This is a genomic window from Herbiconiux sp. VKM Ac-1786 (assembly GCF_015350805.1).
GTDB lineage: Bacteria > Actinomycetota > Actinomycetes > Actinomycetales > Microbacteriaceae > Herbiconiux.
Genome location: NZ_JADKSG010000001.1, coordinates 1,085,298 through 1,109,829, shown reverse-complemented (window position 1 = coordinate 1,109,829; position 24,532 = coordinate 1,085,298). Strand labels below are relative to the sequence as shown.

The window sequence follows — 24,532 nt, the reverse complement described above, 5'->3', positions numbered from 1 at the left end:
ACGTCAAGGGGTGGGGGTGGGCGCCTCCGCATCGACCAGCCGCACCGCGACCGCGATGACCACCGGCGGTGCGAGGGCCGGCTCGGCGTCGGTGGCGCGGCGCAGGAGCTCGCCGACGCGGCGGAGGGTCGCCGGCGCCGGGAGCGCGTCGGCCGCCGCGATCTGCGCGCGCACCGTGACGACGCCGTCGGCGCGCTCGACGTCGACGTACGAGCCGGCGGGCCGCAGCTCGAGGGTCTCGGCCACCACCTCGGCCGCGGCCTCGAGCGGCGGCTGCGCGGGATAGACCGCGGTCACGCCCTCGGCGGCGCGCACCAGCGCGGTCAGGCGCTGCGAGAGCTCGGCGTCAGACATCGGCGGCCCCTCCTCTCGGGTAGACGTCGTCGACCGCCACGTCGATCGCGCCGATCACCAGCTCGGTGTGCCGGGCGAGCTCGGAGCGCACCCGCTCGCGCAGCCGCTCCGCGGTCGCGTCGATCGGCCGGCCGTACTCGACGGCGCAGCTGAGGTCGAGCCGGATGACCGCCCCCGGCAGACCGACGTCGCCGACGAGGGCGCAGCGGCCCATCACCACTCCGCCCAGCGTGTCGCCGGCCCGCCGCACGATGCCGCGCACGGCGGCCTCGGTGAGCGTGAGTCGCAGGCCGGGGTCCGGATGCGCGACCGGCACGTCCCGCCCCGAGACGATCTCGGCGCGGATGATCTCGAGCAGCCCCGCGATCCAGAGCTCGTCGCGGGCCGGCTCGCTCTCGGCCTGCCGGCGCAGCAGCCCGGCCGACAGCTCCGCGAGCCTCGTCAGGTTCGCCAGCGCGAGGCGGCATCCGGGCGAGTTCTCGATGGACGGGTCGTACGGGGTGCGGCCGCGGTCGAGGTACTCGCCGAGCTCGGCCATGGTGTGGCCGTCGAGCCCGGGCTCGGGCCCGGGCTCGGGCACGGAGCGGTCGGGAGCGGTGCGGTCGGGGGTCATCGCCACGCCTCCATCTCCCGCAGCAGGGACTGCCGCGCCCGGGCGAGCAGCCCGCGCACGGTCGAGACGGGCAGGCCCAGGGCCTCGGCGATCTCCTGGTAGCGGTAGCCGCCGACCTCACGGAGCAGCCAACACCGCTGCTGCTCCGCCGGCAAGCGGTTCAGCGCCAGCCACATCGCGTCGAACTGCAGTCGCGCCTCGACGATGCGGTCGGGGGAGGAGGCGTCGGGGGCGGGCGGATCCCAGTCGTCGATGTCGTCGTGGCTGCGGCGGAGGCGCATCCGGTCGATGGCCTTGGAGCTGACGATGCGCATCAGCCAGGCCCGGATGCGCTCGGGGCTGTCGAGGTCGGCCAGCCGGCGCCAGCCGATCAGGAACGACTCCTGCACGACGTCGTCGGCCTCGCTGTCGCTGCCGAGCAGGCGCGAGGCGTACACGCGCATCAGCGGGCCGTGCCGCCGGGCGAGCAGGGCGAAGGCCTGCACGTCGCCGTCGATCGCGCGGGTCGCGAGAAGGGCGTCGTCGGCCTGGAGCAGTGCGTCGTGCTCGATGGTGTGCGCCTCGCTCCCGTGCTCCGGGCTCCCCGGTGAGAGTCCCTCAGAGTGCCTATCACCGTTGTCTCGGCGCCCTTCCCGCCGTGTCCGTTAAGCGAAAGTCGTGACGAAACGTTCGTTCTCCACGTCTTATCTGTGACCGCGCAGACGGCGACCGGGCAGACCCGCCCCGGGAGTCGCGCGGTGTGCGAGATGGAGAGAACGACGAGCACTTACACAGCAGGCCAAGAACCCGGTGGAACCCTGCGCCGCTTCGAGAGCGCGGGCGCCGACCCGCGCGAGGCGGCGACCACCTATTCCGACGCGTACGGCGGCGGCAGCCTCCGGGCGCGCGCGGCGTCCGGCGACTTCACGTACCGCTACGCCTACATCGGCGACGAGCGGGTGACCCTCCGCACCTCCGAGTGCTCGGGCATCCTGAGCGGCGACGTGCTGCACCTCCAGGAGTACGTGGTGGGCTGGTTCCGCCGCGGCGGCGGCACGCTCGACCTGCGGCGCATCATCCGCCGCGGCTCCGACACCTCCGACCCGCTGCTGCTGCCCGCCGAGCGGCGCTTCAGCCTCGAGTTCGAGCCGCACCGGCAGAACCTCATCCACTTCGCGCCCGACTTCCTCGAGAAGGTCGCCACCGAGCAGCACGCCGGGCCGCTGCAGCCGATCTCCTTCGACTACGCGGCTCCGGCCGACCCGACGGTGCTCGACCGCTGGCGCACGGCCGTGACCGAGGCGACCCAGGCGATCGCCCGCGTGGGCGCCGGCCCGCTGGTGCGACTGGCGGCCGAGCTCGACCTCGCGCGCGTGCTGCTGCGCCTGTTCCCGTGGCGGGCGTGGGACGTGCCGGAGAGCATCCGCACCCCCGCCGCCTGGCGCACCCGCGTCGCCCTGGACTACCTGCACCACCACGCGCACGACCCCATCGCGCCGGCCGACGCGGCCGAGGCGGCGGGCATCCACACCCGCACGCTGCAGCAGGCGACGCGCCGCCACTTCGGCATGTCGCCGTCGACCTACCTGCGCAACATCCGGCTCGACCGGGTGCGCCAGGAGCTGCTCGAGCGCGATCCCGGGTCGGCGACCGTGGCCGAGATCGGGCGCGACTGGGGGTTCGGCAACCTCGGGCGCTTCGCGGCGTCGTACTCGGCACGGTTCGGCGAGCGGCCGAAGGACACGCTCCGGCGGTAGTCGCGCATCCGCTCGGCTAGAGCTCGCGGCGCTCCTTCAGGCGCAGGCGCCGCGCCTGGAACGCCGAGAGGCCGCCGAGCAGGAGCAGCCCGATCGCCAGGGCCACCGCGACCTGCCAGAACTCGTTGCGGGTCAGCAGGTTCGCGAACAGCACGATCAGGCAGCCGCCGTTCAGGCCGAGCGCGAGGTAGGACCACTGGGCCGAGGTCCAGCGCGGGCGGTCGGCGGGCGGGACGGGGCTCGGCATGCGTCCATTCAAGCAGAGCGGATGCGCGGCGGGCCCCCGAGGGACCCAGGGGGATTGACAGCCTGCACGATCTGAGCGGGTGGAGTTCGCGGGCGGTGTGCTGCACAATCGCCTGGTCGGAAAACCCGTCCGACGCCCGATCGATTCTGGAGGCGCATCCCCGATGGTCACTCTCGGACTCACCACTCCTGCACCCGCACCCGGCTCCCCGTCCGCCGCCGCACCCGCCCGCACGACCCGCTGCGAGCACTGCGGCGACGTCGTCGACCAGGGCGGTTCGTTCTGCTCGGACGAGCACGCCGCCGCCTGGTTGGAGACGCCGTTCGGCTGAGAGTCGACGCCTCCGCGGTGCTCGTCTTGGCGGACGGCACCGTCCTGGGCCACACTGTTCCCGACGGCGTCGACGGCGTCATCGGGGGAGCAGCGGGAACAGGATGACCGGTCGCGCGTTCAGGCGGACAGCAACGATCATGAGCGGGCTGGCCGTGACGGCCGCGCTGGCGCTCGCCGTGCAGCTGGGGGCCGCTGCGGCGCCGGCGGCATCGGCAGCGCCGGCGGCTTTGGTGACTGCAGCTGTCGTCGCTGACGCGCCCGCGCCCTCGGTCGACCGCCTCGGCGGCGCCGACCGCACGGCCACCGCCGTCGCGATCTCGAAGGCCGCCTTCCCCGGCACCGCCCCCGTCGTCTACGTGGTCACCGGCACCGGGTACGCGGATGCGCTCTCCGCCGGTCCCGCCGCGGCCGTCGAGGGCGGCCCGCTGCTGCTGACGGCGGGCGCCACGCTCCCGCAGGCCGTCGCCGACGAGATCACCCGGCTCGACCCGGGCCGCATCGTCGTGGTCGGCGGCCCCGCCGCGGTCGGCCGGGCCGTCATCGACGCCCTCGTCCCCCTGGCCCCCGACGTCGAGCGGGTCGCGGGCGACACCCGCTTCTCGACCTCCCTCGCGGTCGCCGAGCACGCCTTCGGCGACGGTGCGGCGGAGGCCTACGTCGCCACCGGCCGCGACTTCCCCGATGCGCTCACCGCGGGCGCCGCGGCCGGCTTCCACGACGCCCCGGTGCTGCTGGTCGACGGCACGGCGTCGGCGCTGGACACCCCGGCCCGCGACCTCGTGACGCGACTCGGTGTCGATCGGCTGGTGATCGCGGGAGGCCCCGCATCCGTCACCCCCGCCCTGGAGGACGAGCTCGAGACGATCGCACCCACCACGCGCCTCGGCGGCACCGACCGCTTCGCGACCTCGGCCGAGGTGAACCTCGACGGCTTCGCCACGGCGGAGCGCGCGTTCCTCGTGACGGGCTCCGACTTCCCCGACGCCCTGGCCGGTTCGGCCGTCGCCGCACGCGTCGGAGCGCCGCTCTACGCGGTGCGCCCCGACTGCGTGCCCGAGGCGACCCTCGCCGCGCTGCGTCAGCAGGGGGTCGGCCGCGTGACGCTGCTCGGCGGGCCGAACGCGCTCGGAGCCGGCGTCGAGGCGCTGACGGGGTGCGACGACCCGCAGCAGGCCCCGGTGCGGGTGCCGGTGTCGTGCGACACGGTGCTGCCGGAGGGCACGGCCGAGGCGCTCGCCGGGGCGGCGCTCGACCCCGCCGTGCGCGAGGGGAACGACCCGCTGCGCTTCGCCGATGCGCGGGCGGGGGCGCTGACCTGCGCCTTCAGCGGGCCGGAGGTGCCGAACGGCACGCTGCGCACGTCGGCCTCGCTCACGATCGTGCCCGACGTGACCGACGACGACTACGAGTGGACGGCGAACGGCGAGACCTTCGGCGGCAGCCCCGCCATCCCGGGCGGCGGGCCGGAGTCGAAGGAGTTCTGCGAGGTCGGCGGTGGCTTCCCGTTCTGCAGCCTGATCGACCACGTCGACGGCTACGGCCTGCGCCTCTCGGTGTCGCCGGCCTCCGGCGCCGTCACCCCGGAACTGGTCTCGGCCGCCCGCAGCGCGTTCGCGACGGCGACCGCGACGGTGGCCGCGGCCGGGGAGCCCGGCCCGCTCTGGCACCCGGTCGGCGCCGACGTCGCCGGGGCGTCGAGCTGCGACGGGCTGATCCCCCTCGACCGGCTGGCCGGGATCGTGGGCGACGCGACGGTGCGCGTCTACCGCAGCTACGAGGGCGAGTACGCGCTCGCCAGCTTCCGCAGCAACGGTCAGGTCGGCGGCTTCGGCTGCGGCTGGGCCGGGGACGCGGCGTCGACCGTGTCGGCCTCGGTGCTGCCGGGCGGTGCGGGGTACTTCCCCGAGTCGACGCCGGTCGGCGGAGGCACCTGGGCGCCGGCCACCGGCTACCCGGGTGTGGCCTTCGTCTCGTCGTCGGGCGACCAGGTGGCGGTGCTGGTCGACAACGCGTGGTTCTCGCTGCGCGTCTCGGCGGGGCAGGAGGCGCTGCTGCCGCAGTTCGCGGCGGCGGTGGTCGACACGGTCACGGCGGGCTGACCTAGACTCCCGGCATGACGAGCGTCGACGACCGGGCCGAGTACGACGCCTTCGGCCCGTGGATCGACGAGGTGCGCGACCCGTCGCAGGTGCCCCGGGTCTTCCGCGGGCATCCGCTCGACCTCGATGCCGCGTCGCTCGTGCTGAAGGTGCCGCGCAACATCGTGCGCCGCGACGCGACCCCGTCGATGCACCTCTACGACGCCCTGCTGGCGCTCGACGCCGACGGCCTGCTCGTGCTCAGCCGCACGGGCGACGACGTCGCGGCCCGCCGCGTGCCGCTCGCGTCGATCGTCGCCCTGCAGAACGACTCGCTGCTGCTCGACGCCCGCTTCACGGTGCACACCACCGACGGCGACCCGCTGACGGTGCCGTACAACGGCTCGGCCCGCGGTGCCATCGATGGCCTCATCACGCGGATGCGCGGGCTGATCGGTCGCGGGTCGGTGCCTCCGCTCGCGCCTTCGCCTGCGCCCTCGCCTTTGCCCGCGTCTGGGGCGGTTCCGGCTGCCGCCCGGCTCCCGGAGCACCCGCGCGACGCCGGACTCGTCGCCGCCTACCTCGACTTCGCGGCGGCCGAATCGTCGGTCGAGCTCCTGGCGGCCCACCCCACCCTCCGCCTGCGCCCGTCCGGCGGCGCCCTCACCCGCGCCCTCCACGCCGTGCGCCCCATGACGCTGCACGGCGCCGTGCTCGCCGCGACCCCGGGCGAGCTGCACCTGCTCCACCGCCGCGACTGGCTCACGCGCGGTGGCCAGGCCGACATCTCCGACGCCCACACGCTGGTCGTGCGGCGACCGGATGCGCGGCCGGCCTCGCACGCGCATCCGCTCTACCCCGACGCCGTCGTGGTCACGCTCCCCACGGGCGCGGCCCCCCTCGAGCTCGTGCTCGACGCGGCCACGGCGGCCGCCCTGCTCGGGCAGTCCGACGTGCGCTGAGGCGCTGTTCGCGCAGGGCGCGCAGCTAGCGGCTGACCGCGCCGGCTCGATTTACCGACTTTAGAGCAGTTTATTGCTCATGGATAAAACGCTCTAAAGCTCGTAAGCTCCCCGTGTGGACGCGATCGACAACCCCTACACTCCCAATGCCGGAGCGCGTCCGGAGATCCTGATCGGGCGTGATGAGCAGACCATTGCGTTCAGCACGCTGCTGCACCGGCTGCGTCGTGGCCGCACCGAGCAATCGATGATCGTCACCGGATTGCGGGGCGTCGGCAAGACGGTGCTGCTCAACCGCTTCCGCTCGATCGCGCAGCAGGAGGGGTGGGAGGTCATTGAGTTCGAAGCCGTCAAGCACGGTGAGGGCCGGTTCCGCCAGACGATCGCGTCACAGCTCAAGGCCGCGCTGCTGAGACTGTCGCCGAGGACCAGGTGGACCGCTGTGGGGCGCCGCGCGGCGGAGGTGCTCAGTGCCTTCTCGGTCTCGGTCGACGCCGAGGGCACCTGGTCGATCGGCTGGGACGTCCCGCCGGCCGAGGGCGCGGCTGATCACGGCGACCTCGGGATGGACCTCACCGACGTCTTCGTCGCGCTCGGCGAGGCGGCCGCTGAGCAGGAGAGGGGTGTCGTACTCCTGATCGATGAAGTCCAGTTCCTCAACGCGCCGCAACTCGAAGCCATCATCCAGGCCGTGCACAAGACCGTGCAGCGCAGTCTCCCTGTCACCTTCGTGGGCGCAGGACTACCGCAGATCGCCGAGCTGGCCGGTGACGCGAAATCCTACGCCGAGCGCCTCTTCAAATTCCCCCGGATCGACTCACTCGACCACGACGATGCGAGAGCCGCATTGGTGGAACCCGCTGCGGCGGAGGGAGCGGCCTATGACGAGGACGCGGTCGAACTCGCCGTGGAGATCACCAACGGGTACCCGTATTTCATCCAGGAGCTCGGCTACCAGGTCTGGACGATCGCGGCGGGCGACCGGATCACGAGAGAGGACGTGGAGCTGGCGCGCGACGCCTACGAGGCGAAGCTCGACACCTCGTTCTTCCGCGTTCGTCTTGACCGCGCGACTCCGCTTCAGACCGCGTACATGCGCGCCATGGCCGAACTCGGTTCGGCACCGCAGAAGGCGGCGGACGTCGCTGCTCTGATGGGTCGCACATCGACCCAGCTCGGCCCGACTCGCGCAGAGCTCATCGAGATGGGGCTTCTCTACACTCCCGAGCACGGGTACGCCGCGTTCACCGTGCCCGATTTCGACGCGTTCATGAAGCGTGCGGTGCCGACTCTCGAGGTGCCACCGGTGATCCGCCGACGTAAGCGTTCCTGAGACCGCCCCACCGTGCCGGTGCCCCGCCTCGTGGGGCATTCGTTGAATTCCTACCTGCCGGTGACAGGGTCGCTCGCCCCGCGCATCCACGAAGTCGGTCTGAGTCTCAGATGGGCCGAGTGCCGACAGGGGCAGCCTGCTCGACTCCGGTCCAGACCTCCGTCGTGTCGCTGAGCCCGGGATACTCCGCGGGTGCTACGCCCGGTCAGACCTACGAGTGGCCGTCGGCCAGGTGCTGAGTCCCGCGATGCCGATGACGGTGAACACGGCGACCACTCCCCAACTCTGGACGGCGAGTCCGAAGACGACGAAGCCGACAGCAATGACGACCGTCATTACCGTTGCGGCTCGGAAGAGGCCCGCTTGCGAGTTCGACGCGCTGTTCATGGTGTGCCCTCTCTGCTCCTTCACCCAGGCTATGAGGACCACCGCCTTCGAACATCCGTCGAGCGACGGACTTCCCGTCCACTGCCGTCCTGTTCGTCTGGACCGGGCGACGGTCGATCGGTGAGCCCGCAAGACGGCTGCTCGCGCTACAGGGGCCCGAAGATCGTGTCGGAGAAGAGGATCAACCCGATCACGACGATCAGCACGAGGCCGAGCACGATCGCGGCGATGGTGGTTCGGCGCCGGCTCAGCGATCCCTTACGGAACGAAGATCGCGAAACCTTGTCCAGATTGGGGAAGAGCGCTTCGAAGGGCTCCATGCAGGTGACCGATGCGTCCTTCGCGGAGGGTCACGACGGAGATGTAGCGGAGGAGATGACCGTCGGTGTCGGCACGTCGCAGTGCGCCTCGTACTCGCACACCATCACGGCCGTGAACCATCGCGCACCTCAACAGCCCGGAGGTTCCGTCAGGGCTTGGACCCGCCCGCGATCCAGCGCTTGAAGACCTCCACGCTGGTCGCGGGCCACGCGCCGTCGCAGGGCATGCCGCCGCTCTCCACGGCGTGGAGGATCGCATCCTGGTGGGCGACGACATCGGAGTGCTTCCAGAGGTCGAAGGCCCCGATCATGCTGTTCCGATCGAGGTCGCGGAAGAGCGGCTTGACGTCGGACGAGAAGGTCGGGTCAGCGGATTGTTCGTGGACGTCGGTCATGTCGTTCTCCTATCAGTTCAGTGAGCTGGGGTCGGTGGGGCGGGGGTCGGAGGGGGCGGGCTCTTCTTCGAGAAGGTCAGTGCCACCACCACGACCACCACGAGCATCGCCGCCGCCGAGATGACGTAGGCCGTGGAGTAGCCGCCCGCCACGCTGGCGCCCCCGGCGGTGCGCGTCGCCGCGATGGTGGCGAGCGTCGCGACCCCGAGCGCGGCCCCGACCTGCTGACTCGTCGTCAGCAGACTCGCCGCCGCACCCTGCACGGCGGCCGCCACGTCGGCGGTGGCCGCGATCGACACCGCCGGCAGCAGCAGCCCGATGCCGCCAGCGGTCAGCACGAGCGCCGGCAGCACGTTCACCAGGTAGTCGCCGGTGGTCGAGAGCGAGACGAACCACGACTGACCGCCGGCGACGAGCACCGCGCCGATGAGGGCGGTGGCCTTCAGCCCGATCCGCGCGATGACCCGCCGGGCGATGAACGAGGAGAGCACCACGATCGTGAGCGTGGCCGGCAGCAGGCTGATGCCGGTGAGCAGCGGGCTGAGCTTCAGCACGGTCTGCAGGTAGAGCGACACGAAGTAGACGTAGGCCGCGAGCACTGCGCCCGTGATCAGCATCACCCCGAGCGCGCCGCTCCGCTGCCGCGATCGGAACAGGTCCCGCGGAATGAGCGGATCGCGCGAGCGCAGCTCCATCACCACGAACACCGCGGCCACCACCAGACCGACGGCGAACGGCGCGATCGTCACGACGTTCACCGGCCCGAACTGCTCGAGGTTGCTGAGCGCGTAGATCACGAGGGCGATCGCCACGGTGATCAGCAGCGACGGCCCGATGTGCAGCGAGACCCGCTGCCGCGCGGCCGGCCGCGGGATGACACGGGGCACCAGCACGACGAGGGCGACGACGATCGGTACGTTGATGATGAAGACGCTCCGCCACCCCAGCAGCTCCACCAGCAGCCCGCCGAGCACGATACCCGCCGTGCCGCCGGCCGCGGTCGCCCCCTGCCAGATACCGAGGGCCCGGATGCGCCCGGCCCCGTCGGGGAAGAGCAGGGTCAGCGACGACAGCGCCGACGGCGAGACCAGGGCCCCCGCCGCCCCCTGCACGAAGCGGGCCGCGATGAGCGCCTCGGGCGTGGGTGCCAGCCCGCCGCCGATCGAACCGAGCCCGAAGAGCACGAGACCGATGAGCAGGATCTTGCGCTGCCCGAAGAGGTCGCCCGCCCGCCCGCCGAAGAGCAGCAGCGCCCCGAAGGTGAGCGCGTAGCCGGTGACGATCCACTGAAGGTCGCTGTCGGAGAAGCCCAGCCCCGACCTGATCGACGGCAGCGCCACGTTGACCACGCTGAAGTCGAGCTGCAGCACGAACTGGGCGGCGCACACCACGATCAGGGCGAGGTTCGCCGACCGCGACGGATGCGCGGACGAGGCGGTCCCGATGGGGCCCGCACCGCCGGCAGATGCCTCGGCCTTGCGCTCGACCCCCGGTGGGGCAGGTGACTCGTCCGACATCCATGCCCTCCCGACCTGAGCGGTGACCGTGCAGCACGAGCGTAGGAGCGTCGCCATCCCTGAACCACGCCCTACGAGGGCCACCCAGACGTCAGCCGGCGGTCGGGGGCGTGGTCCAGGCTTCCGTCAATCAGGTCAGGTCAGGTCACGGCGTCTGCGACGCGGGGATGTCGTCGGCGTCGAAGTAGACGGGGAGGCCCAGCTCGGTCGCGATACGCACGTCGGAGTCGGCGCCGGCCGATTCGCCCGACAGGCGCAGGACGGCGTCGCAGTGGCGAAGGAGCCGGCTCGCGGTCTCGTACATGACGTCCTCGCTCTCCGACTCCTGTTCCGTGAGTCCGCGCAGAACGGGCAACGCCGCCCACTCGCCGATCATCGGGACGTGACCGAGTCGGTAGATGGGTGCGGCAGCTTCTTCCAGGCGCTCCAGGTTGCGGGCGATGGCAGCTTCGTCGCCGTTCGTGCCGGAACGGTAGGGGCCGGCGATCAGGATCAGTCCATTTGTGCTTGATGGTACCGAGCGCGGTGGCGAAGGCTCCGGATCTGTAGCAGGACCCGTTGTCTGTCATTACGGCGGTGACGAGGATGCCCTGAGCGGCGAAGTATGCGGCTGCGCGGGTCCAGAAAGCAGCGGCTGTTTCTTTGCGTTCGTCATCCAGGATCTCTGAGTAGGCGAGCCTGGAGTGGTCGTCCACTGCGTGGTGGAGGTAGGCGTATCCGCGACCATCTCGCTTGGTGTTGCGTGCTCCCTTCTGCCGTCCGAGGATGCGGTGTCCACCGCCAATGGGAATGCGGCCGAGCTTCTTGATGTCGACGTGAACGAGCTCCCCCCGGCGTGGCCTTCTCGTAGCGCACAACCTTTGGCTTCCGAACCGGCAGGCCTGACGCTTGATCAATTTGCGTGAGGAGCGGCATCTGGTAGCGGACAAGAACGCGCCCAACGGTCGAGCGAGGGACGTGGAGGTGATACGCGATCCGGTGTGGCCCCCACCGTCTGGTGAATCGGACAGCAACGATTCGACGTTCGGTGCGTTGTGCGGTTCGACGGGGCGACGACAGGGGTTTCGAGGTTCTGTCGGTAAGCGGAAGACCCTGCCGGTAGCGCGAGGCCCACTTCGATGCGGTCGATGGTGAGCATTGGAACCGTTCGGCGGCGCGACGGATGCCCCATCCTCGATTGACGATCAGGTTGGCCAGCCGACGCCGGCCTTCGGGAGTAAGCGGCGCATTCGCGTGCGTCACGATGCGTTGCCCACAACGTCCCGGGACTCCGTGGTGAGAAGCGCTTCAGCGCGTTTTCGCACGACGAGAATTGCGGCAAGCCTGTTCGCCCCGAAAGACAGCAAGATCAATCCAGTGGCTTCCGCCAGGTTCGCCCCGAGCACGGAGGCCAGGTAGAACGATCCGACCCGGATCACGATGAAGAGTGCCCACAACAAGATCCCGGCGGGGCTGAGCTTGTACTGGAGGTGCGCATTGGCGGTTCGGAACCGAGTGACCAAGCCCATGACGGTTCCGGTCACTGTGACCAGGACGAGTTCACCGATGATGACCCAATCCGCTGCCACCCAACCGAAGCCACCCCACAGTTCAATGGCGAGGTAGACGAGCCCCGCCGCGATGATCACGACGGGCATTCGCAGCATCCGATGCAGCTGCGTCGAGCGCCAGACGAATTGGCGGACGATGAGGATGATAATCCCCGCCGCGATGATGACGTCGTCCAGAATTTGGTTCGCTGTGCTCCAGTCCCATTGCATTGATCCGCTCCATTTCAATCACTTGTGATGGATTGCAATCTATCACTGGTGATTGAATGAACGCATGCGCGCATCCGAACTCCACCGTCTCGCCCGCACGCTCCGAGAGATCGCGCTCGAGGCCACCGGAAATGTGGGCGCGGACCGCGTCAACGCAGGCCAGCTCGCCGTTTTCGAAGACGTCGCGCGGCACCCCGGAGCATCAATCCGAGACGTCACCGTCCGAACCGGGCTGGCGCAGAGCCTCGTTTCGCGAATCGTTCACGCCGCCGCCGCCGCCGGGGCACTAACCGTCACGACCGACGAACGGGACCGCCGCAAGGTTCGCGTGGAACTCAGCAGCACCACCAGCGCAGCGATACTCCAACGGGCCAATGAGCCGCTCGAATCAGCGCTCTTCATGCACACGCCTACCCTCACCGATCAGGAGCGCGCCACCCTTCAACAGCACCTGGCCGCCGCCGCCGAACTCCTCTCTAGAGGAGACCGAGCGAACTGACGAGCATCACAGCTGCCGCCGAAGAGCGGGGTCGTGTTCGCAACGTCCCTGGGAACTACACCTAGGCGTCAACCCGCTCGAGCAAAGGAACACCATTTACCCGAACTGAAGATGCCGGCGTTCGCCGAACTGCCACGGTGCAGCTCGCGGCCGCGGAGGAATTAGTCGTTTTCGAAAATGCCGTCGTGGCCGTACAAACTCGTGGACGGATGAGAAATGTCCGGAATACCGACATGCTGTTGTCGCGGCGACGACAGACAGTGGAGGCATGAACGACAATGACGCTTCAACCAAAACCCCCTCGACCTTGCTCGCCCGCAATTCTCTAGACCAGTGGCTGGTGATGTGGAACGGCGACGGTGAGCTCGCCCAGAACATCTGCTCCACTGACTTCCGGATCCGCTTCGCTGTCACGGAGCCCGACGGGTCGACCCCGGCGGACGACATTCGAACCGCTGAGGACTTTGCCCATTATCTTGAGTGGTGGCACGGGCAGCACCCCGGCGCAGTGTTCTCGAGCATTGCTTCCGCCGTCGACGGTGATCATGGCCGGTTGATCTGGGACATGGAAGCCGGCGACGTGCACGTCGGTGGTGTCGACGTCTTCGATTTCGACGAGGATGGGCGGGTTCGACGGGTCTGGTCTGCCGGAGGTCAGCGCAGTATGCGGAGCTGAACCATCCGCGGCACATACTGGCATATCGGGGAGGATTGACCGTGAAGCGAGCCGAGCGGCAGTATGCACTCGTCGACCTGTTGCGGGGAGTGCGACACCCGTGGTCCGCCGCTCGGCTCGCCCGCCACTTTGAGGTCTCACAGCGCACCATCGAACGCGATATCTCGGCGTTACAGCTTGTCGGGGTACCTATCTATGCCGACCGAGGAGCATCGGGCGGCTACTCAATCCTTCGTGACTATTCGCTTCCGCCCCTGAACCTGTCCGCTGGTGAGTCCCTCGCCGTCCTCGCCGGCCTAGGTCTCCTGGAATCGTCGCCGTACCAGGCGGCCGCAATGCGGGCGTCCGCAAAGATTCAGGCCGTTATGCGTGAAGAACACCGCGGCCCTGTGCACGAAGCCCTCGGCATGATTCGTGTCATCGACGCTGTCGCCCCGAAAGACACCGTTACCGTGCCGCTCGGTATGCTGTCGGATGCGATTGCCGCACGCCGCGTGGTCCGACTCGCTTATCTGGGCGAACACGCTGACGGCACACCCGACCCATCCACCAGCACAGTCAGAGATGTCGAGACGATGGGTCTGCTGCGGGCGGGTGATTCGTGGCTCCTTGCAGGCTGGTGTCGGCTGCGCGATGCCGTTCGAGGATTTCGCATCGAGCGGATCATTGACCTCCAGATCCTCGACGAGGTGCCCGTGATGCGGGACCCGAATGTCTGGGATGACGACCTGGCTCGATGGCCGACCCGGCGTCTTGGATGACGCCGCCCAACGCCATCATTGCGCACTCTGCTAGCCCGTCCTAGGGCTACAGCCGGACTCGACGGCGTACACGTTAGCTCCGGACACCAACTGTGCGCCGGCCGCTTTAACTGAAGAAATCGACATCAAACCAGAAGACAAAAGTGTTCTGGACACATGAGTCATGACTGACTCCTACAGATCGGAACAATCATGGGAAAGATCACCGTCGGGACCGAGAACAGTATTAACATCGAACTTCACTACGAGGACAGGGGAGCTGGGCAGCCCATCGTGCTGATTCATGGCTTTCCCCTTGACGGCAATTCGTGGGAGGGTCAGGTCCCGGAGCTCCTTGGGGCCGGCTATCGCGTCATCACGTATGACCGCCGCGGGTTCGGCCAGTCGTCGCAGCCCTCCACCGGTTACGATTACGACACCTTCGCCGATGACCTGCACGCCGTCCTCACCGATCTGGACCTGCACGACGTGATCCTCGTTGGCTTCTCGATGGGTACCGGCGAAGTCGCTCGCTACATCAGCCGCCACGGCGAGGAACGCATCGCTAGAGTCGCGTTTCTCGCTTCGCTCGAGCCCTTTTTGGCAATCACCGACGACAACCCCGACGGCGCGTCTCCGATGTCATTTTTCGAGGGCATCGCCGCCGACATTAGGAAGGACCGCTACGCGTACTTCACGAATTTCTACCAGGATTTCTTCAATCTTGACGACAATCTGGGCTCGCGTATTTCCGAAGACGCCGTTCGCAATGCTTGGAATGTGGCTGCCAGTTCAGGCTCCATCGCTAGCGCCGCCGCGCCCTTGTCCTGGCCGACGGACTTCCGCGAGGATATCTCCAAGATCACGGTCCCCGCGTTGATCGCGCATGGCACGGCAGATCGGGTCCTTCCGATCGACGCCACCGGACGACGCTTCATAACTGCGCTACCCGCGGCACAGTACGTCGAGATAGAGGGCGCCCCGCACGGGCTGCTCACCACCCACACTGCCGAGGTCAATAAAGTCCTACTCGCCTGGCTCGCCGCGTCCTGATTGCTCGCAACCTTCGAACCGGTAGAAAGTGAGGGAGACCCCTCACCAGAAGCGAACGATTCGTCCGATGCTAAATCTGCGTCCTGGTCACCTTCTTGCCAGGGCCTGGCCAGCACCAGGCCTCGCCTGCGGACTTCATCCATACGTACGTGTGGGGCTCGTGTCGGTCGGCATAGATCCCGCATCCACGAACGCGGCCCAGATCGTCGAAAGGAGCACCCCCCTGCATGAAGACCATCAGCGGCGATCTCTCGATCGCATTCATTGCCCGAGAGGACCTGGCTATTCAAGGGACGCTTTACGACGGGCTGACAGTCGAGGAAGGACACACCCTCTTCCTCTACGGGAACCTCCGGGGCTCTCTCGTCATCGAGACCGCGGCGCGCCTCGTCCTCGCCGGGACCCTCGGTGCGTTCGTCGACCGCAACGACGGTACCCTGTCCGTCGCTGGCGAGATTGCGACCCCGATCGAGACCATCCCCGGTGTCGTGAACGTCGCCAGCGACACAGCTGTCACCATCAACACCGTTACCCAGCTCGTCGGCGCAGAAGGGCGCCTAAACCCTGTCGCCGGCGTCACGGATATCTCGCTAAGCCGCATGTCCATCCTCACTTGGGACCAGCAAGACAGGACATTCACTCCGACGACGTCACGCGACTTCGTGGATCTGTCCACGGCCTTCTGGCCCGCAACCGAGGCCTGATTCGTTCTGATAGAAAATCCTCTATCGAACGACGAAGTCTTCGACGCTAGTCGACGACTTATGAGGGTCATGCGGTTTCGAGGACGGCAAACACCACAGGCGGCGGCGACGAGAGGGAACGCCCTCCGGCAGCGATCCAGAGTCCAGGGAAGGCAAAGTGGTGGGGCGGACATCACTCTGGCCCAGCCTTCATGAGCATCGCTTCCGCCGTCTTGGATGACGCAGTCGAGCGCCATCATTGCGCACTCTGCTAATCCATTTGGGCCGACAGCCGGGCTCGACGGCGTACGCCAGCTCCGGACACCGACGGTGCAACTACCGCTTTCACCGAATGGACCAGCACCAGACGAGAAGAAATGAGGGTTGTAGACGTGTAGCTTGCGATGTATTACCGGCACGCTCACCCGCGATGCGTGAAACCCTTGCGGTTATTCCAAACAATCGGGTTCCGAAACGTGCGTTCGGACCATTGGCGTCACTTCTGAAGTCGAGCGAGCGCATGAATAAGGTCGTGCTCAATCGTTGTGGGCCAAGGAAACAGTGGCGTCGCGCGGCGAAGTGTCGCCAGTCCATGAAGACCGACCCAGAGCGCGGCGGCATCGCTCCTATGATCCGTACTTGACGACGAGCCTGCAGCCGAAGCAGCGGATATTGCGTCGGCCAGAACGAGTAAAGCGTCCTGGCCGATGTTTCGCCGCTCCTCGCGTTCGACGAGTTCGCTGGGGTCGATGTTTGCTGCGTCCCAAGCGCCGCCGAAAAGAAGGCGATATTGCTCGGGATGTTCCTCAGCGAAAGCGAGGTACGCGTGCGTCACCGCCCACACCTGCTCTACGCCGGCCGCGCTCTGGGCTGCCACTCGAAGTACCAGTGCGAGGTCGGCGAAGGTCCGCTCGACCACGACACGAAGGATGGCGTCGACGCTTTCGAAATGACGGTAGATGGAGGGGGCGGTCACCCCTGCCGTCCGAGCGACGGCGCGGAGCGTAATTGACTCGGCGTTGCCGCCCTCAAGCAGAGTCGCTGCCGCATCGACGATCTCATCGCGGAGTCGTCCTCCGTCACCTCGAGCGTTGCGGATGCGGGAGGCTGGGGGTCCGGAAAGGCTCATGGCTGTAACTTTACATCTGTTTCCCAATGTGCGTATACTGACGTAAACAAACACTTGTTTACTCACGAGGAGCTGTTATGCCTGAACCCATTTTCTCCGCCCATACGGCGCCGCATTCGCGTATGGAGGTCGTTCTTCCCGGTCTCGTAGAACCGGAAGGGCTTATCGTCCACACCACCGAGGTGTCTCCGCCAGCACCAGGACATGCGGTGCTCCGCATGGAGGCGACGGGTGTGAGCTTCGCTGAGCAGCAAATGCGTCGGGGCCGCTACTACGGCCAGCCAGCGTTCCCTTTCGTCCCCGGTTACGACGTTGTCGGTACTGTCATCGCGGTGGGGCCGGGGGTGTCTACTGATGTCATCGGGAGACGGTTCGCCGCGGTGACGAAGATCGGGGCGTGGGCAGATGTGGTTGACGTCGACGCGCGCGCGTTGATGCCGGTACCGGTGGAGATGGACGCGGCGGAGATCGAGTCGATCATCGTTAACGGCATCACGGCGTGGCGCATGCTCTATGAGGTAGCACGAGTCCGGTCGGGGGGAACGATCCTTGTACTCGGAGCGAACGGCGGCGTCGGGTCGACCCTCGTCCAGCTTGCGAATGCAGGAAGCATTCGTGTGGTGGGTACGGCATCGCTCCGCCACCACGACCTGCTGCGTGACCTCGGCGCCGAACCGGTCGATTACACCAGGCCGGACATGCACGACCAGCTTCGCGACCTTGCCCCCTCAGGGTACGACGCAGTCTTCGACCACATCGGCGGAGCTGGTATCACTCAGTCGTGGGCGCTGGTGCGCCGCGGGGGCGCGCTGGTGTCTTATGGCACGGCGGCAGCAAAGGACGACAGCAGAAGCGTTGGCTCGATCTTTTTCGCTCTCTTCACTCGCCTGGCGATTTGGAACGCGCTCCCTAATGGTCGCCGGGCGAGCTTCTTTGACTTCTGGAAGGGAGTCAAACGTCCGAGCTCGTTCTACCGGCAGATCGGCGCCGCCTTCGCGGAAGTGTTGGGGCTTCTCGAATCGAGTGTGCTGCGCCCACAAGTCGCAGCCCGTTTTTCTCTGACCGACACCGTGAGAGCCCTCCAACTTGCTGAAAGCCGCACCGTGGCCGGCAAAGTCGTCCTTCTCCCCGCTTAATCCACCCGCCTCCTGGAACGAGAAACCATGTCCACGCTGCACGCTCCGCTCGTCACACCCCGTCCGGTTCTCCGTTCGCTGTCGATCGACAACCGTCTCGCTTATCTGTTCTTCGCCGTCGCCTACGTTTTCGGTCATGGCCTGAACGCATTGACGTTCGGCGGGGGGACGGTCATCCCCGGCTGGTTGTCCTGGGTCATGCTTGGGCTCGGATTCATCGCAGGAACGATCGCCAGCACTGTCTCGGCGATGCGAGCCCAGAAATCCCTAGTCGGGACGGAACTCATCACTTCCCGAATGCTGGGCATGGCCTGGGTCGCCGGCTTTACCGGCCTGTTCTTTGTCATCACCGGGCTGTCGCTGTCTTCCGGTGATCCGCAACTGCAACTGCTGCTATGGCCGACAGGATCGGCCCTCGTTGTTGGACTGATCTACGTCGCTGAAGGTGCGGTGCGTCGAGACCCACTTCATTACTCCCTGGGCACCTTCCTGACCGTCCTGGGCGGCGTTGCCCTCATGCTCCCTGCGCCCCTCACGCTCCTAGTGATGGCAGCGGGTGGTGGTGGCGCCTATATCCTCGCCATCTTCCTTGCCCCTCGCCGCCAGTACCCCAATTACCCGGTTCTGTAAGGGGCCGGCCCTATGTCCCAAGCGACTCGTCGAACCCGCGCCACACCCTCCAATCGGCTCACATACGTCATCCTTGGATCGGCCTGGAGCTCCATCGTTCTTGTGAGCACCGGATGGGCGCTCATCGGAACTGTCCCCATACTCGTCCTCACTGCCACCGTCATCATCGGCGGAAGCCGGTGGCGACTCGTCCTCCCCTTCGCCGCCGCCTTCACCCTTTCTCAGACCGTCGCCATCGGTCTGTGGGCGACCCGAGAAACCCCGCCGCCGAGCCTGACCAAGGACTACGACCCCCTCCACGTCGCCCTCACCGTCGCACTAGGAGCGACCACGGCCTTCGCCGCGCATTACGCAGTTCGCTGCAACCGCAAGCGCATTGCAGCCAACATCGCGTCCTGAACGCCCTTCACCCCATTTGTCTGAACAAGATTGGCCTCTCATCATGAAGACAAACAACGAACTCGTAATCGTCACTGGCGCTTCCACCGGAATAGGTCGCGCCACCGCCCGGCAGCTCGCCGGCGAAGGCTTCCATGTCCTCGCCGGTGTCCGCCGCAACATCGACGGCGACTCCCTCGCCCAGGAGTCAGTGAACATCGAGCCGATCATTCTCGACATCACCAATATCACTCATATCCAGGCTCTCGCCCAGCGGGTCCGCGCTGATCCCGAAGGAAGGCCGCTACGCGCTCTGATAAACAACGCAGGCATCGCCGTCGACGCTCCGGTCGAGGTGCTGCCTATCGCAGACTGGAAGCGGCAGTTCGATGTCGCGGTGTTCGGTCCGGTCACCGTCACCCAAGCCCTACTGCCCGCACTAGTGGCCAGTCATGGACGCATCCTGAACATCGGCTCCCTCCTTAGTAGCGTCGCAATGCCAAGTTCAGGGCCCTACTCCGGCGCGAAAGCCGCGATGGACGCGATCAGCGACGCCCTTCGCCGAGAGGTTGCGGAGTTCGGCGTCGACGTGATCGTCGTCGTTCCCGGGGTGGTCCGCTCGAAGCTGTCCGAACGTGGGCTCGTTACCGCAGCACTGATCGCGGACCGAATGACCCCTGAACAGACCCACCGGTATGCCCGCCTCATCGAAGCCCACGTCGCCCAAGCAAAAAGCTACGCCAAGACGGGTATTCCCGCCGAGACGGCCGCGACCGTCATCAGCCGCGCCATCCACGCATCCAAGCCCCGGACCCGGTACATGGTCGGCCGTGACGCGGCGATCCTCACCCGTCTGGCACGCGTGCTACCCGACCGGGCCCTCGACGCGATCCTGCGTCGGCAGCTCAACTCCGCAACCCCTTGATGAAACCATCGTTAGCGCGATCGGGCTCGGCCGCACACTCCAACGGCAAATAGTTCGTCTGCGTACTGCGCCGCCCTGCCGAGATGATCCCGGCCAGTAGGGGCAAGTCGCTGGCGAGAATCATGTGCAGAGATCCGTATCGGACGAGAGCCTCATCATTTGCCGAGGCGTGCATGAAGCCCGTTAGCGTCACTGACGGCTGAATCGACGATCGTGGTCACGATCATCACCGAAACCAGAAATCCTCGATTGGCTGTTGTTGTCCATGGCAAGGGAGAGCAACCATCAGAAGATGCGACCCGGCCCTCGAATACTCTTTCGCCTTGCCCAACTCGGCGTCGGACTATTCCTCTACGGTGCTGCGACAGCACTAATGGTGCGGGCGACCGTAGGCGTCAGTTCATGGTCAGTGTTGACACAGGGCCTGCAACATCTTGTGCCGTTCTCCTTCGGTGTCATCACGGTGGCGGTGAGCGCTGCGTTACTCCTGCTCTGGATACCGCTAAGGCAGCGTCCCGGCATCGGAACTCTTCTTAATGTGGTGATGATCGGGCCTTCGGCAGATATCGTTCTGGCGGTAGTACCCACTTCACAAGTTCTTGTGTTGCGGGTGGCTCTCTTCGCATCGGGCCTTTTGCTTCTTGCGATTGCAACCGCGTGCTACATCGGCGCGGGTTTTGGTTCTGGCGCGCGGGACGGGCTTATGGTCGGGTTGCACGAGCGGCTTGGCTGGCCGATATGGGTGACCCGGACATCAATAGAAGTAACGGTAGTGATCGCTGGTGGCATCCTCGGCGGCAACGTCGGTGTTGGAACCGTGATTGCCGCATTTGCAGTGGGGCCGCTAATTCATCCTCTGATACCGATCTTTAGCCGCTTTCCATGGGTCACCCCCTTCAGGAGTGCCAGCCCGCCAGAGCCCGGGTGAGCACAAGGTCACTTTGATCAGACATTAGGCAGTGCACCGGCCCCTTTCAGCACCAAGTGGCAGGCCTGCTCGAGCGATGGTGTGAGATGCGTTCCCCTAGATTGTGGTCAGCAGTCTGGTGGCGGGAGAAAGCCGCCGCTCCGCCCGACGAGCGGCGCAGCGTCGGCTGCCGTCTTACCCCCAGGCACTCAACTCGTAGATAGCCGCCCAGTGACACCATCTTTGAGCCCAGCTAGCAGTTGTCCGCTATAACAAGGAATCTCGATAGGGGATCGTTCACCGGACGCCGCCGCAATGTGCCGGACACGCCGAAACGGCGCGTCTCGTCTCCCCGGTCCGAAATACGTTCCGGTGACCGGGGGCTAGGTGAGCGTGTCCCAACGTCCGAGGTACTGGACTCTGGCTTTTGGTGCGGTCAGCGCAGGTCAACTCTCGGATCTGCTGGATCTGTTGTGGGGAGAGCCGCTCGTACGGTGGTCCCGGCACCGGGGTAGGTGTCGAGGTTCATCGTGCCGCCGAGGCTGTGGATGCGCAGTCGGTGTGATGCGAGGCCGACGTGCCCGTCTCGCACCGCGTTGCCTGAGGCGGAGGAGTCGGCATCGAACCCCTCTCCGTCGTCAGTCACCGACAGGACGATGTGCTCGCCGCGTTGGGTGAGGGTGATGTCGATCCGGTTCGCGTGGGCGTGCCGTTGCGCGTTGGCGACGAACTCGCGGCAGGCCCCGAACAGTGCCGCTGCCTTCTCGGAGTCGATCGGGGGCAGGGGCTCGACTGCTGCGGATACCGGGACGGCATCGCGTGACGCCGCTGTGCGTGCCAGCTCCGTCACCGCTGCGGCGAGCCCGAGCTCTGCGAGGACGTGCGGGTGGATGCTCTGGACGGTGCCGCGCAGACGGGCGGTGGTCTCGGTGAGGATGCGGGCTGCGGTGTCGACCCGCTCGCGGTCGGGCGAGGTGTCGCCGATCTGCTCGAGCAGTCGTCGGACGGCGATGACGTCTTGCAGGGGGCCGTCGTGCAGGTCGTTCGCGAGCCGGGTGCTGGCGCGGTGATCGGCGGCGAGTACCTGCGCGATCAGGCTGGTCTGCACGCTGCGGGCCTCGGTGTCGGCGCGGGCGCGATGGGCCAGCACGAGCGACAGCGCGGTGGTGGTCAGAGCCATCCAGGTCAGCAGCAGGAAGTGCATCCACACGATGCCGGGTTCGTCTGGGCCGCCTCGCACGGCGAGGTTCTCGAGCCACACCGCGGCGTATCCTCCCGCTACGACACCCCCGACGACGGCCGTGAGGGCGGGCCGTGAATAGAAGACCGAGAACACCGGGTAGAGGTAGAAGACGGGGGTGATGTAGGAGGTCGCCCCGGCGGAACTCGCTGCCATGGCGATGAAGAATGCCAGGTCGACGACGATGCTCGCTGCTCCCGCCCACGAGGGCACCGGCCGCTGCACCGACCACCAGACGGTGAACAGTCCCCAGGCCGCGAAGAGCGCCACCAGCACCGAGAAGGCGGTAGCGCCGACGTCAGCGATGTCGGTGAGGAACACGGCGAGCACGAGCAGCGGCGCGAGCAGCGCCACGCGGAGGAGGGCGGTGACGCGGTGCACCGAACTCAGGATGCGGCCGCCGAGCGAGTCGGGGCGCTCGGCCATCAGGGGCCCGTCGGTCACCGGAGGAGATCCTGACGCATGGCCTCGGCGATGGCGGCCCCGCGGCTGGCGACGCCGAGCTTCTCGTACAAGCGACGCAGGTAGGTCTTCACCGTCGAGGTGGAGAGGTGCATCGATCGGGCGATGTCGGGCGCCGACCGACCTTCCGCGGCCGCCGCGAGGATCTCTCGCTCGCGCGGGCTCAAGGTGATTGCTGCGGGAGTGGCGGTGCGCCGCTGCCGGATCTGGTCGAGCACGTCGCCGATGAATTCGGGCGGCAGCACATCGGTGCCCGAGGCGACGCTGTGGATGGCATCGATCAGGGTGGTGCGGTCGACGTCCTTCGACAGGAAGCCCGCCGCGCCGTTCTCGAGGCACCGGAACACGATGGCCGGCTCCGTGTAGGCCGACAGCACGAGCACCCGGGTGGGAAGCTGCTCCTGCTGCGCCGCGAGCGCGAGGGCTGCTCCGTCCAAGCCCGGCATGCGGAAGTCGCTGAGGGCCACCTGGGGTCTCAGCGCGCGGATGGCGTCGAGCAACTGGGTGCCGTCGTCGGCCTCGGCCACGACGTCGATCAGCTCCGATGCGGTGAGCATCTGCACCAGACCGGCGCGCACGACCGGATGATCGTCTCCGACCGCGACCGTGATCTTCACGACAACCCCCGACCCGGTCCGCTCCGGACCTCACGACAATCATCCGGTTCCATCGGTCTCCGATCAAACCGTCGTAGCGGCGCTGATCGAGTGGATGACAGCCGTGTAGTCCGAACGGATGACGCCCGGTCGCCCGGCAGACAGGGAACGCGCAGAACTCTAGTGTCGAGCCGGTGGCGCGCGTTCGGCGGCACCGACGTCACTCCAGAAAGCGACCCCGTGATCTCCGACATCATCACCGCCGTTCTCACCGCCGTCATCGGCAACTACCTCATCAGCTGCTTCGTGCTTGGCCTGATCGTGGCCGCCGTCAAGGTGCTGCGCCGGAACGGCCACCGTTCGCCCGCCGAAGTGAGTGGCATCTTTGTGAACGAGTTCATCTTCTATGCCCTCGGTGTGGCCTTCACCATCAACTTCGTGATGCACTCCGTGTTCGGCGACTACGCAGCGAAGACCATCGGATGGGCGCAGTCGCCCTTCCAGCTCGAGCTCGCCTTCTCCAGCCTCGGCTTCGCCCTGGTCTGCTTCCTGGTCTACAGCCGCAAGGCTCAGTTCCGCGCCAAGGTCGGCGTGGTCGTCGCCGCGGTGATCTTCGGCTTCGGCGCCGCCGGCGGGCACCTCTACCAGACGATCGCCAACGCCGACTACGCGGTGAACAACACCGGCCTGCTGCTGATCGGCGACATCGTCATCAATCTCGTCGGCCTCGTCTTCGTGATCTGGCACGCGATCGCCCGCCGCAGGGAGCCGGTGCACAGCACCGACGCCACCACCCCGCGGGTCACCGCCGACGCGAGCCGCTGAGGCCGGCCATGACCGACACCCGCCCGTCCCGCGTATCCGTTCTCTTTGTCGTCACAGCGGTGGTTGCCGCGTTCGTGCTGCTGGTGGCCGGAGGCGTGGCCGGATGGCTGATCGCCGACCCCGCCCGGGCCGATGCCGCCCCCGCGAGTACGACGACGCCCGGCGCCGATCTGCCCGAGCGGGACTTCTTCTTCCAGGTCATCGGCTACGACACCGCCAACCAGGGCGGGCAGACGCTGAACATGTACTTCCACTACCGCTACGACCGCGGCATCCAGGCGAAAGACATCCCGAACTACATCGACCTGCGCACCGACGCGATCGACTTCATGGACGCGGTCGATGCCGCCGAGAACCCGTACTGGGAGATCCTCGACGAACAGCTCTGTACCCAGCTCGCGAACGGCTACCCACTTGAGTCGATCTCGTGCCAGCTGCAGGTCTACCCCGACGACCGCGCGGGCCTGCCCTACGAGCCGGGCTACCACGGCACTACATTCACGATCGGCGACATCGAGCCGTTAGCAGTGCCAGGGCCATCGACGTCGGTGCAGCAGTGCTCGATCAGCGACCCATCATGTCAGGACGAACAATGAGAGCATTTGCGGTGCGACGGGG

The 24,532-nt window shown here is 67.1% G+C and carries 30 protein-coding genes and 1 pseudogene; 17 read left to right on the top strand and 14 right to left on the bottom strand.

Features of this window, described 5'->3' with window-relative positions; genetic code table 11:
- Positions 1-3 precede the first annotated feature (3 nt).
- From ITJ64_RS05650 to ITJ64_RS05640, 3 genes are read right to left on the bottom strand one after another with little or no spacing between them, the layout of a single operon-like run.
- The gene (locus ITJ64_RS05650; protein ID WP_194679747.1) at positions 4-354 is read right to left on the bottom strand and encodes a hypothetical protein; all 351 of its coding nucleotides are present in this window, start codon (positions 352-354) and stop codon (positions 4-6) included.
- On the bottom strand, positions 347-967 hold the full coding sequence (locus ITJ64_RS05645) for an Asp23/Gls24 family envelope stress response protein (RefSeq protein WP_228508195.1): 621 nt from the start codon (positions 965-967) through the stop codon (positions 347-349). The genes ITJ64_RS05650 and ITJ64_RS05645 overlap by 8 nt, the downstream gene beginning before the upstream one ends.
- Complete coding sequence (locus ITJ64_RS05640; protein WP_370545050.1) at positions 964-1,452, bottom strand: RNA polymerase sigma factor; 489 nt, start codon at positions 1,450-1,452, stop codon at positions 964-966. Before ITJ64_RS05640 ends, ITJ64_RS05645 begins: the two co-directional genes overlap by 4 nt.
- A 261-nt stretch (positions 1,453-1,713) precedes the next feature.
- Between ITJ64_RS05640 and ITJ64_RS05635 the strand changes: the two genes are divergently transcribed.
- Positions 1,714-2,703: a helix-turn-helix domain-containing protein gene (locus ITJ64_RS05635; protein WP_194679745.1), complete on the top strand. Its 990-nt coding sequence runs from the start codon at positions 1,714-1,716 to the stop codon at positions 2,701-2,703.
- A 16-nt stretch (positions 2,704-2,719) separates the two neighbouring features.
- On the opposite strand, the gene ITJ64_RS05630 is transcribed toward ITJ64_RS05635, so the two are convergent.
- Positions 2,720-2,950: a hypothetical protein gene (locus ITJ64_RS05630; RefSeq protein WP_179547109.1), complete on the bottom strand. Its 231-nt coding sequence runs from the start codon at positions 2,948-2,950 to the stop codon at positions 2,720-2,722.
- A gap of 163 nt (positions 2,951-3,113) precedes the next feature.
- On the opposite strand from ITJ64_RS05630, the gene ITJ64_RS05625 reads away from it, so the two are divergent.
- The 4 genes from ITJ64_RS05625 (at position 3,114) to ITJ64_RS05610 (ending at position 7,656) form a co-directional block, all read left to right on the top strand.
- Positions 3,114-3,281 (top strand): hypothetical protein, encoded by a 168-nt coding sequence (locus tag ITJ64_RS05625; protein ID WP_194679744.1) that lies wholly within the window; start codon positions 3,114-3,116, stop codon positions 3,279-3,281.
- Between the two features lie 139 nt (positions 3,282-3,420).
- On the top strand, positions 3,421-5,382 hold the full coding sequence (locus ITJ64_RS05620; protein ID WP_194679743.1) for a cell wall-binding repeat-containing protein: 1,962 nt from the start codon (positions 3,421-3,423) through the stop codon (positions 5,380-5,382).
- A 14-nt stretch (positions 5,383-5,396) separates the two neighbouring features.
- Positions 5,397-6,323 (top strand): hypothetical protein, encoded by a 927-nt coding sequence (locus ITJ64_RS05615; RefSeq protein ID WP_194679742.1) that lies wholly within the window; start codon positions 5,397-5,399, stop codon positions 6,321-6,323.
- Positions 6,324-6,438: 115 nt separating this feature from the next.
- The gene (locus ITJ64_RS05610; protein WP_194679741.1) at positions 6,439-7,656 is read left to right on the top strand and encodes an ATP-binding protein; all 1,218 of its coding nucleotides are present in this window, start codon (positions 6,439-6,441) and stop codon (positions 7,654-7,656) included.
- A 195-nt stretch (positions 7,657-7,851) separates the two neighbouring features.
- On the opposite strand, the gene ITJ64_RS05605 is transcribed toward ITJ64_RS05610, so the two are convergent.
- From ITJ64_RS05605 to ITJ64_RS05575, 7 genes and pseudogenes are all read right to left on the bottom strand, one after another.
- On the bottom strand, positions 7,852-8,043 hold the full coding sequence (locus ITJ64_RS05605) for a hypothetical protein (protein ID WP_194679740.1): 192 nt from the start codon (positions 8,041-8,043) through the stop codon (positions 7,852-7,854).
- Positions 8,044-8,189: 146 nt separating this feature from the next.
- Positions 8,190-8,363 carry a hypothetical protein gene (locus tag ITJ64_RS05600; protein WP_194679739.1) on the bottom strand — a complete coding sequence of 58 codons (174 nt, stop codon included), beginning with the start codon at positions 8,361-8,363 and terminating at the stop codon, positions 8,190-8,192.
- A 149-nt stretch (positions 8,364-8,512) separates the two neighbouring features.
- Positions 8,513-8,758, bottom strand: coding sequence for a hypothetical protein (locus ITJ64_RS05595; protein ID WP_194679738.1), 246 nt, complete (start codon positions 8,756-8,758; stop codon positions 8,513-8,515).
- 17 nt (positions 8,759-8,775) lie between these two features.
- Entirely contained in the window at positions 8,776-10,275 is a 1,500-nt protein-coding gene (locus tag ITJ64_RS05590) for an MFS transporter (RefSeq protein ID WP_194679737.1), read from the bottom strand.
- 145 nt (positions 10,276-10,420) lie between these two features.
- On the bottom strand, positions 10,421-10,630 hold the full coding sequence (locus ITJ64_RS18820; RefSeq protein WP_228508616.1) for a hypothetical protein: 210 nt from the start codon (positions 10,628-10,630) through the stop codon (positions 10,421-10,423).
- Between the two features lie 127 nt (positions 10,631-10,757).
- Positions 10,758-11,517: pseudogene (locus ITJ64_RS05580) on the bottom strand (DDE-type integrase/transposase/recombinase); the annotation flags it as partial.
- Entirely contained in the window at positions 11,514-12,035 is a 522-nt protein-coding gene (locus tag ITJ64_RS05575) for a hypothetical protein (RefSeq protein ID WP_194679736.1), read from the bottom strand. The gene ITJ64_RS05575 and the pseudogene ITJ64_RS05580, both read right to left, overlap by 4 nt.
- 64 nt (positions 12,036-12,099) lie before the next feature.
- On the opposite strand from ITJ64_RS05575, the gene ITJ64_RS05570 reads away from it, so the two are divergent.
- The 5 genes from ITJ64_RS05570 to ITJ64_RS05550 all read left to right on the top strand — a co-directional run bounded on the left by ITJ64_RS05570 (position 12,100) and on the right by ITJ64_RS05550 (position 15,707).
- The gene (locus tag ITJ64_RS05570; protein ID WP_194679735.1) at positions 12,100-12,534 is read left to right on the top strand and encodes a MarR family transcriptional regulator; all 435 of its coding nucleotides are present in this window, start codon (positions 12,100-12,102) and stop codon (positions 12,532-12,534) included.
- A 268-nt stretch (positions 12,535-12,802) separates the two neighbouring features.
- A complete protein-coding gene (locus tag ITJ64_RS05565) occupies positions 12,803-13,210 on the top strand; it encodes a nuclear transport factor 2 family protein (protein WP_194679734.1) in 408 nt (135 codons plus the stop codon).
- A gap of 41 nt (positions 13,211-13,251) precedes the next feature.
- Positions 13,252-13,971, top strand: a complete 720-nt coding sequence (locus ITJ64_RS05560) for a WYL domain-containing protein (protein WP_194679733.1) — start codon at positions 13,252-13,254, stop codon at positions 13,969-13,971.
- 192 nt (positions 13,972-14,163) lie between these two features.
- Positions 14,164-15,003 (top strand): alpha/beta fold hydrolase, encoded by an 840-nt coding sequence (locus ITJ64_RS05555; RefSeq protein WP_194679732.1) that lies wholly within the window; start codon positions 14,164-14,166, stop codon positions 15,001-15,003.
- 227 nt (positions 15,004-15,230) lie between these two features.
- Positions 15,231-15,707: a hypothetical protein gene (locus ITJ64_RS05550; RefSeq protein WP_194679731.1), complete on the top strand. Its 477-nt coding sequence runs from the start codon at positions 15,231-15,233 to the stop codon at positions 15,705-15,707.
- A 475-nt stretch (positions 15,708-16,182) separates the two neighbouring features.
- On the opposite strand, the gene ITJ64_RS05545 is transcribed toward ITJ64_RS05550, so the two are convergent.
- Positions 16,183-16,815 carry a TetR/AcrR family transcriptional regulator gene (locus ITJ64_RS05545; protein ID WP_194679730.1) on the bottom strand — a complete coding sequence of 211 codons (633 nt, stop codon included), beginning with the start codon at positions 16,813-16,815 and terminating at the stop codon, positions 16,183-16,185.
- A gap of 77 nt (positions 16,816-16,892) precedes the next feature.
- On the opposite strand from ITJ64_RS05545, the gene ITJ64_RS05540 reads away from it, so the two are divergent.
- The 5 genes from ITJ64_RS05540 (at position 16,893) to ITJ64_RS05520 (ending at position 20,812) form a co-directional block, all read left to right on the top strand.
- Positions 16,893-17,951: a medium chain dehydrogenase/reductase family protein gene (locus tag ITJ64_RS05540; RefSeq protein ID WP_228507699.1), complete on the top strand. Its 1,059-nt coding sequence runs from the start codon at positions 16,893-16,895 to the stop codon at positions 17,949-17,951.
- 27 nt (positions 17,952-17,978) lie between these two features.
- Positions 17,979-18,581 carry an ABC transporter permease gene (locus ITJ64_RS05535; RefSeq protein ID WP_194679729.1) on the top strand — a complete coding sequence of 201 codons (603 nt, stop codon included), beginning with the start codon at positions 17,979-17,981 and terminating at the stop codon, positions 18,579-18,581.
- 12 nt (positions 18,582-18,593) lie between these two features.
- Positions 18,594-18,980 (top strand): hypothetical protein, encoded by a 387-nt coding sequence (locus tag ITJ64_RS05530; protein WP_194679728.1) that lies wholly within the window; start codon positions 18,594-18,596, stop codon positions 18,978-18,980.
- A gap of 43 nt (positions 18,981-19,023) precedes the next feature.
- Positions 19,024-19,884: an SDR family NAD(P)-dependent oxidoreductase gene (locus tag ITJ64_RS05525; RefSeq protein WP_194679727.1), complete on the top strand. Its 861-nt coding sequence runs from the start codon at positions 19,024-19,026 to the stop codon at positions 19,882-19,884.
- A gap of 265 nt (positions 19,885-20,149) precedes the next feature.
- Positions 20,150-20,812, top strand: a complete 663-nt coding sequence (locus ITJ64_RS05520) for a YitT family protein (protein ID WP_228507698.1) — start codon at positions 20,150-20,152, stop codon at positions 20,810-20,812.
- A 415-nt stretch (positions 20,813-21,227) separates the two neighbouring features.
- On the opposite strand, the gene ITJ64_RS19290 is transcribed toward ITJ64_RS05520, so the two are convergent.
- Positions 21,228-22,475, bottom strand: coding sequence for an ATP-binding protein (locus ITJ64_RS19290; RefSeq protein WP_194679726.1), 1,248 nt, complete (start codon positions 22,473-22,475; stop codon positions 21,228-21,230).
- Positions 22,472-23,110, bottom strand: a complete 639-nt coding sequence (locus ITJ64_RS19285) for a response regulator (RefSeq protein WP_370545049.1) — start codon at positions 23,108-23,110, stop codon at positions 22,472-22,474. Before ITJ64_RS19285 ends, ITJ64_RS19290 begins: the two co-directional genes overlap by 4 nt.
- A gap of 219 nt (positions 23,111-23,329) precedes the next feature.
- Between ITJ64_RS19285 and ITJ64_RS05505 the strand changes: the two genes are divergently transcribed.
- Together ITJ64_RS05505 and ITJ64_RS05500 are read left to right on the top strand one after the other, a co-directional pair.
- A complete protein-coding gene (locus ITJ64_RS05505) occupies positions 23,330-23,914 on the top strand; it encodes a DUF6790 family protein (RefSeq protein ID WP_194679725.1) in 585 nt (194 codons plus the stop codon).
- Positions 23,915-23,922: 8 nt separating this feature from the next.
- Positions 23,923-24,510 carry a hypothetical protein gene (locus tag ITJ64_RS05500; RefSeq protein WP_194679724.1) on the top strand — a complete coding sequence of 196 codons (588 nt, stop codon included), beginning with the start codon at positions 23,923-23,925 and terminating at the stop codon, positions 24,508-24,510.
- The last annotated feature ends 22 nt before the right edge of the window (positions 24,511-24,532 follow it).

Excerpts from the sequence above, each read along its gene's own strand:
- ITJ64_RS05520 (WP_228507698.1), top strand. The coding sequence starts at position 20,150 with ATGGCAAGGGAGAGCAACCATCAGAAGATGCGACCCGGCCCTCGAATA.
- ITJ64_RS05650 (WP_194679747.1), bottom strand. The coding sequence starts at position 354 with ATGTCTGACGCCGAGCTCTCGCAGCGCCTGACCGCGCTGGTGCGCGCC.
- ITJ64_RS05550 (WP_194679731.1), top strand. The coding sequence starts at position 15,231 with ATGAAGACCATCAGCGGCGATCTCTCGATCGCATTCATTGCCCGAGAG.
- ITJ64_RS05590 (WP_194679737.1), bottom strand. The coding sequence starts at position 10,275 with ATGTCGGACGAGTCACCTGCCCCACCGGGGGTCGAGCGCAAGGCCGAG.
- ITJ64_RS05525 (WP_194679727.1), top strand. The coding sequence starts at position 19,024 with ATGAAGACAAACAACGAACTCGTAATCGTCACTGGCGCTTCCACCGGA.
- ITJ64_RS05540 (WP_228507699.1), top strand. The coding sequence starts at position 16,893 with ATGCCTGAACCCATTTTCTCCGCCCATACGGCGCCGCATTCGCGTATG.
- ITJ64_RS05530 (WP_194679728.1), top strand. The coding sequence starts at position 18,594 with ATGTCCCAAGCGACTCGTCGAACCCGCGCCACACCCTCCAATCGGCTC.
- ITJ64_RS05565 (WP_194679734.1), top strand. The coding sequence starts at position 12,803 with ATGAACGACAATGACGCTTCAACCAAAACCCCCTCGACCTTGCTCGCC.
- ITJ64_RS05645 (WP_228508195.1), bottom strand. The coding sequence starts at position 967 with ATGACCCCCGACCGCACCGCTCCCGACCGCTCCGTGCCCGAGCCCGGG.
- ITJ64_RS05555 (WP_194679732.1), top strand. The coding sequence starts at position 14,164 with ATGGGAAAGATCACCGTCGGGACCGAGAACAGTATTAACATCGAACTT.
- ITJ64_RS05575 (WP_194679736.1), bottom strand. The coding sequence starts at position 12,035 with ATGCAATGGGACTGGAGCACAGCGAACCAAATTCTGGACGACGTCATC.
- ITJ64_RS05635 (WP_194679745.1), top strand. The coding sequence starts at position 1,714 with ATGGAGAGAACGACGAGCACTTACACAGCAGGCCAAGAACCCGGTGGA.
- ITJ64_RS05620 (WP_194679743.1), top strand. The coding sequence starts at position 3,421 with ATGAGCGGGCTGGCCGTGACGGCCGCGCTGGCGCTCGCCGTGCAGCTG.
- ITJ64_RS05595 (WP_194679738.1), bottom strand. The coding sequence starts at position 8,758 with ATGACCGACGTCCACGAACAATCCGCTGACCCGACCTTCTCGTCCGAC.
- ITJ64_RS05630 (WP_179547109.1), bottom strand. The coding sequence starts at position 2,950 with ATGCCGAGCCCCGTCCCGCCCGCCGACCGCCCGCGCTGGACCTCGGCC.
- ITJ64_RS05570 (WP_194679735.1), top strand. The coding sequence starts at position 12,100 with ATGCGCGCATCCGAACTCCACCGTCTCGCCCGCACGCTCCGAGAGATC.
- ITJ64_RS05615 (WP_194679742.1), top strand. The coding sequence starts at position 5,397 with ATGACGAGCGTCGACGACCGGGCCGAGTACGACGCCTTCGGCCCGTGG.
- ITJ64_RS05600 (WP_194679739.1), bottom strand. The coding sequence starts at position 8,363 with ATGGAGCCCTTCGAAGCGCTCTTCCCCAATCTGGACAAGGTTTCGCGA.
- ITJ64_RS05545 (WP_194679730.1), bottom strand. The coding sequence starts at position 16,815 with ATGAGCCTTTCCGGACCCCCAGCCTCCCGCATCCGCAACGCTCGAGGT.
- ITJ64_RS05605 (WP_194679740.1), bottom strand. The coding sequence starts at position 8,043 with ATGAACAGCGCGTCGAACTCGCAAGCGGGCCTCTTCCGAGCCGCAACG.
- ITJ64_RS05500 (WP_194679724.1), top strand. The coding sequence starts at position 23,923 with ATGACCGACACCCGCCCGTCCCGCGTATCCGTTCTCTTTGTCGTCACA.
- ITJ64_RS05625 (WP_194679744.1), top strand. The coding sequence starts at position 3,114 with ATGGTCACTCTCGGACTCACCACTCCTGCACCCGCACCCGGCTCCCCG.
- ITJ64_RS05535 (WP_194679729.1), top strand. The coding sequence starts at position 17,979 with ATGTCCACGCTGCACGCTCCGCTCGTCACACCCCGTCCGGTTCTCCGT.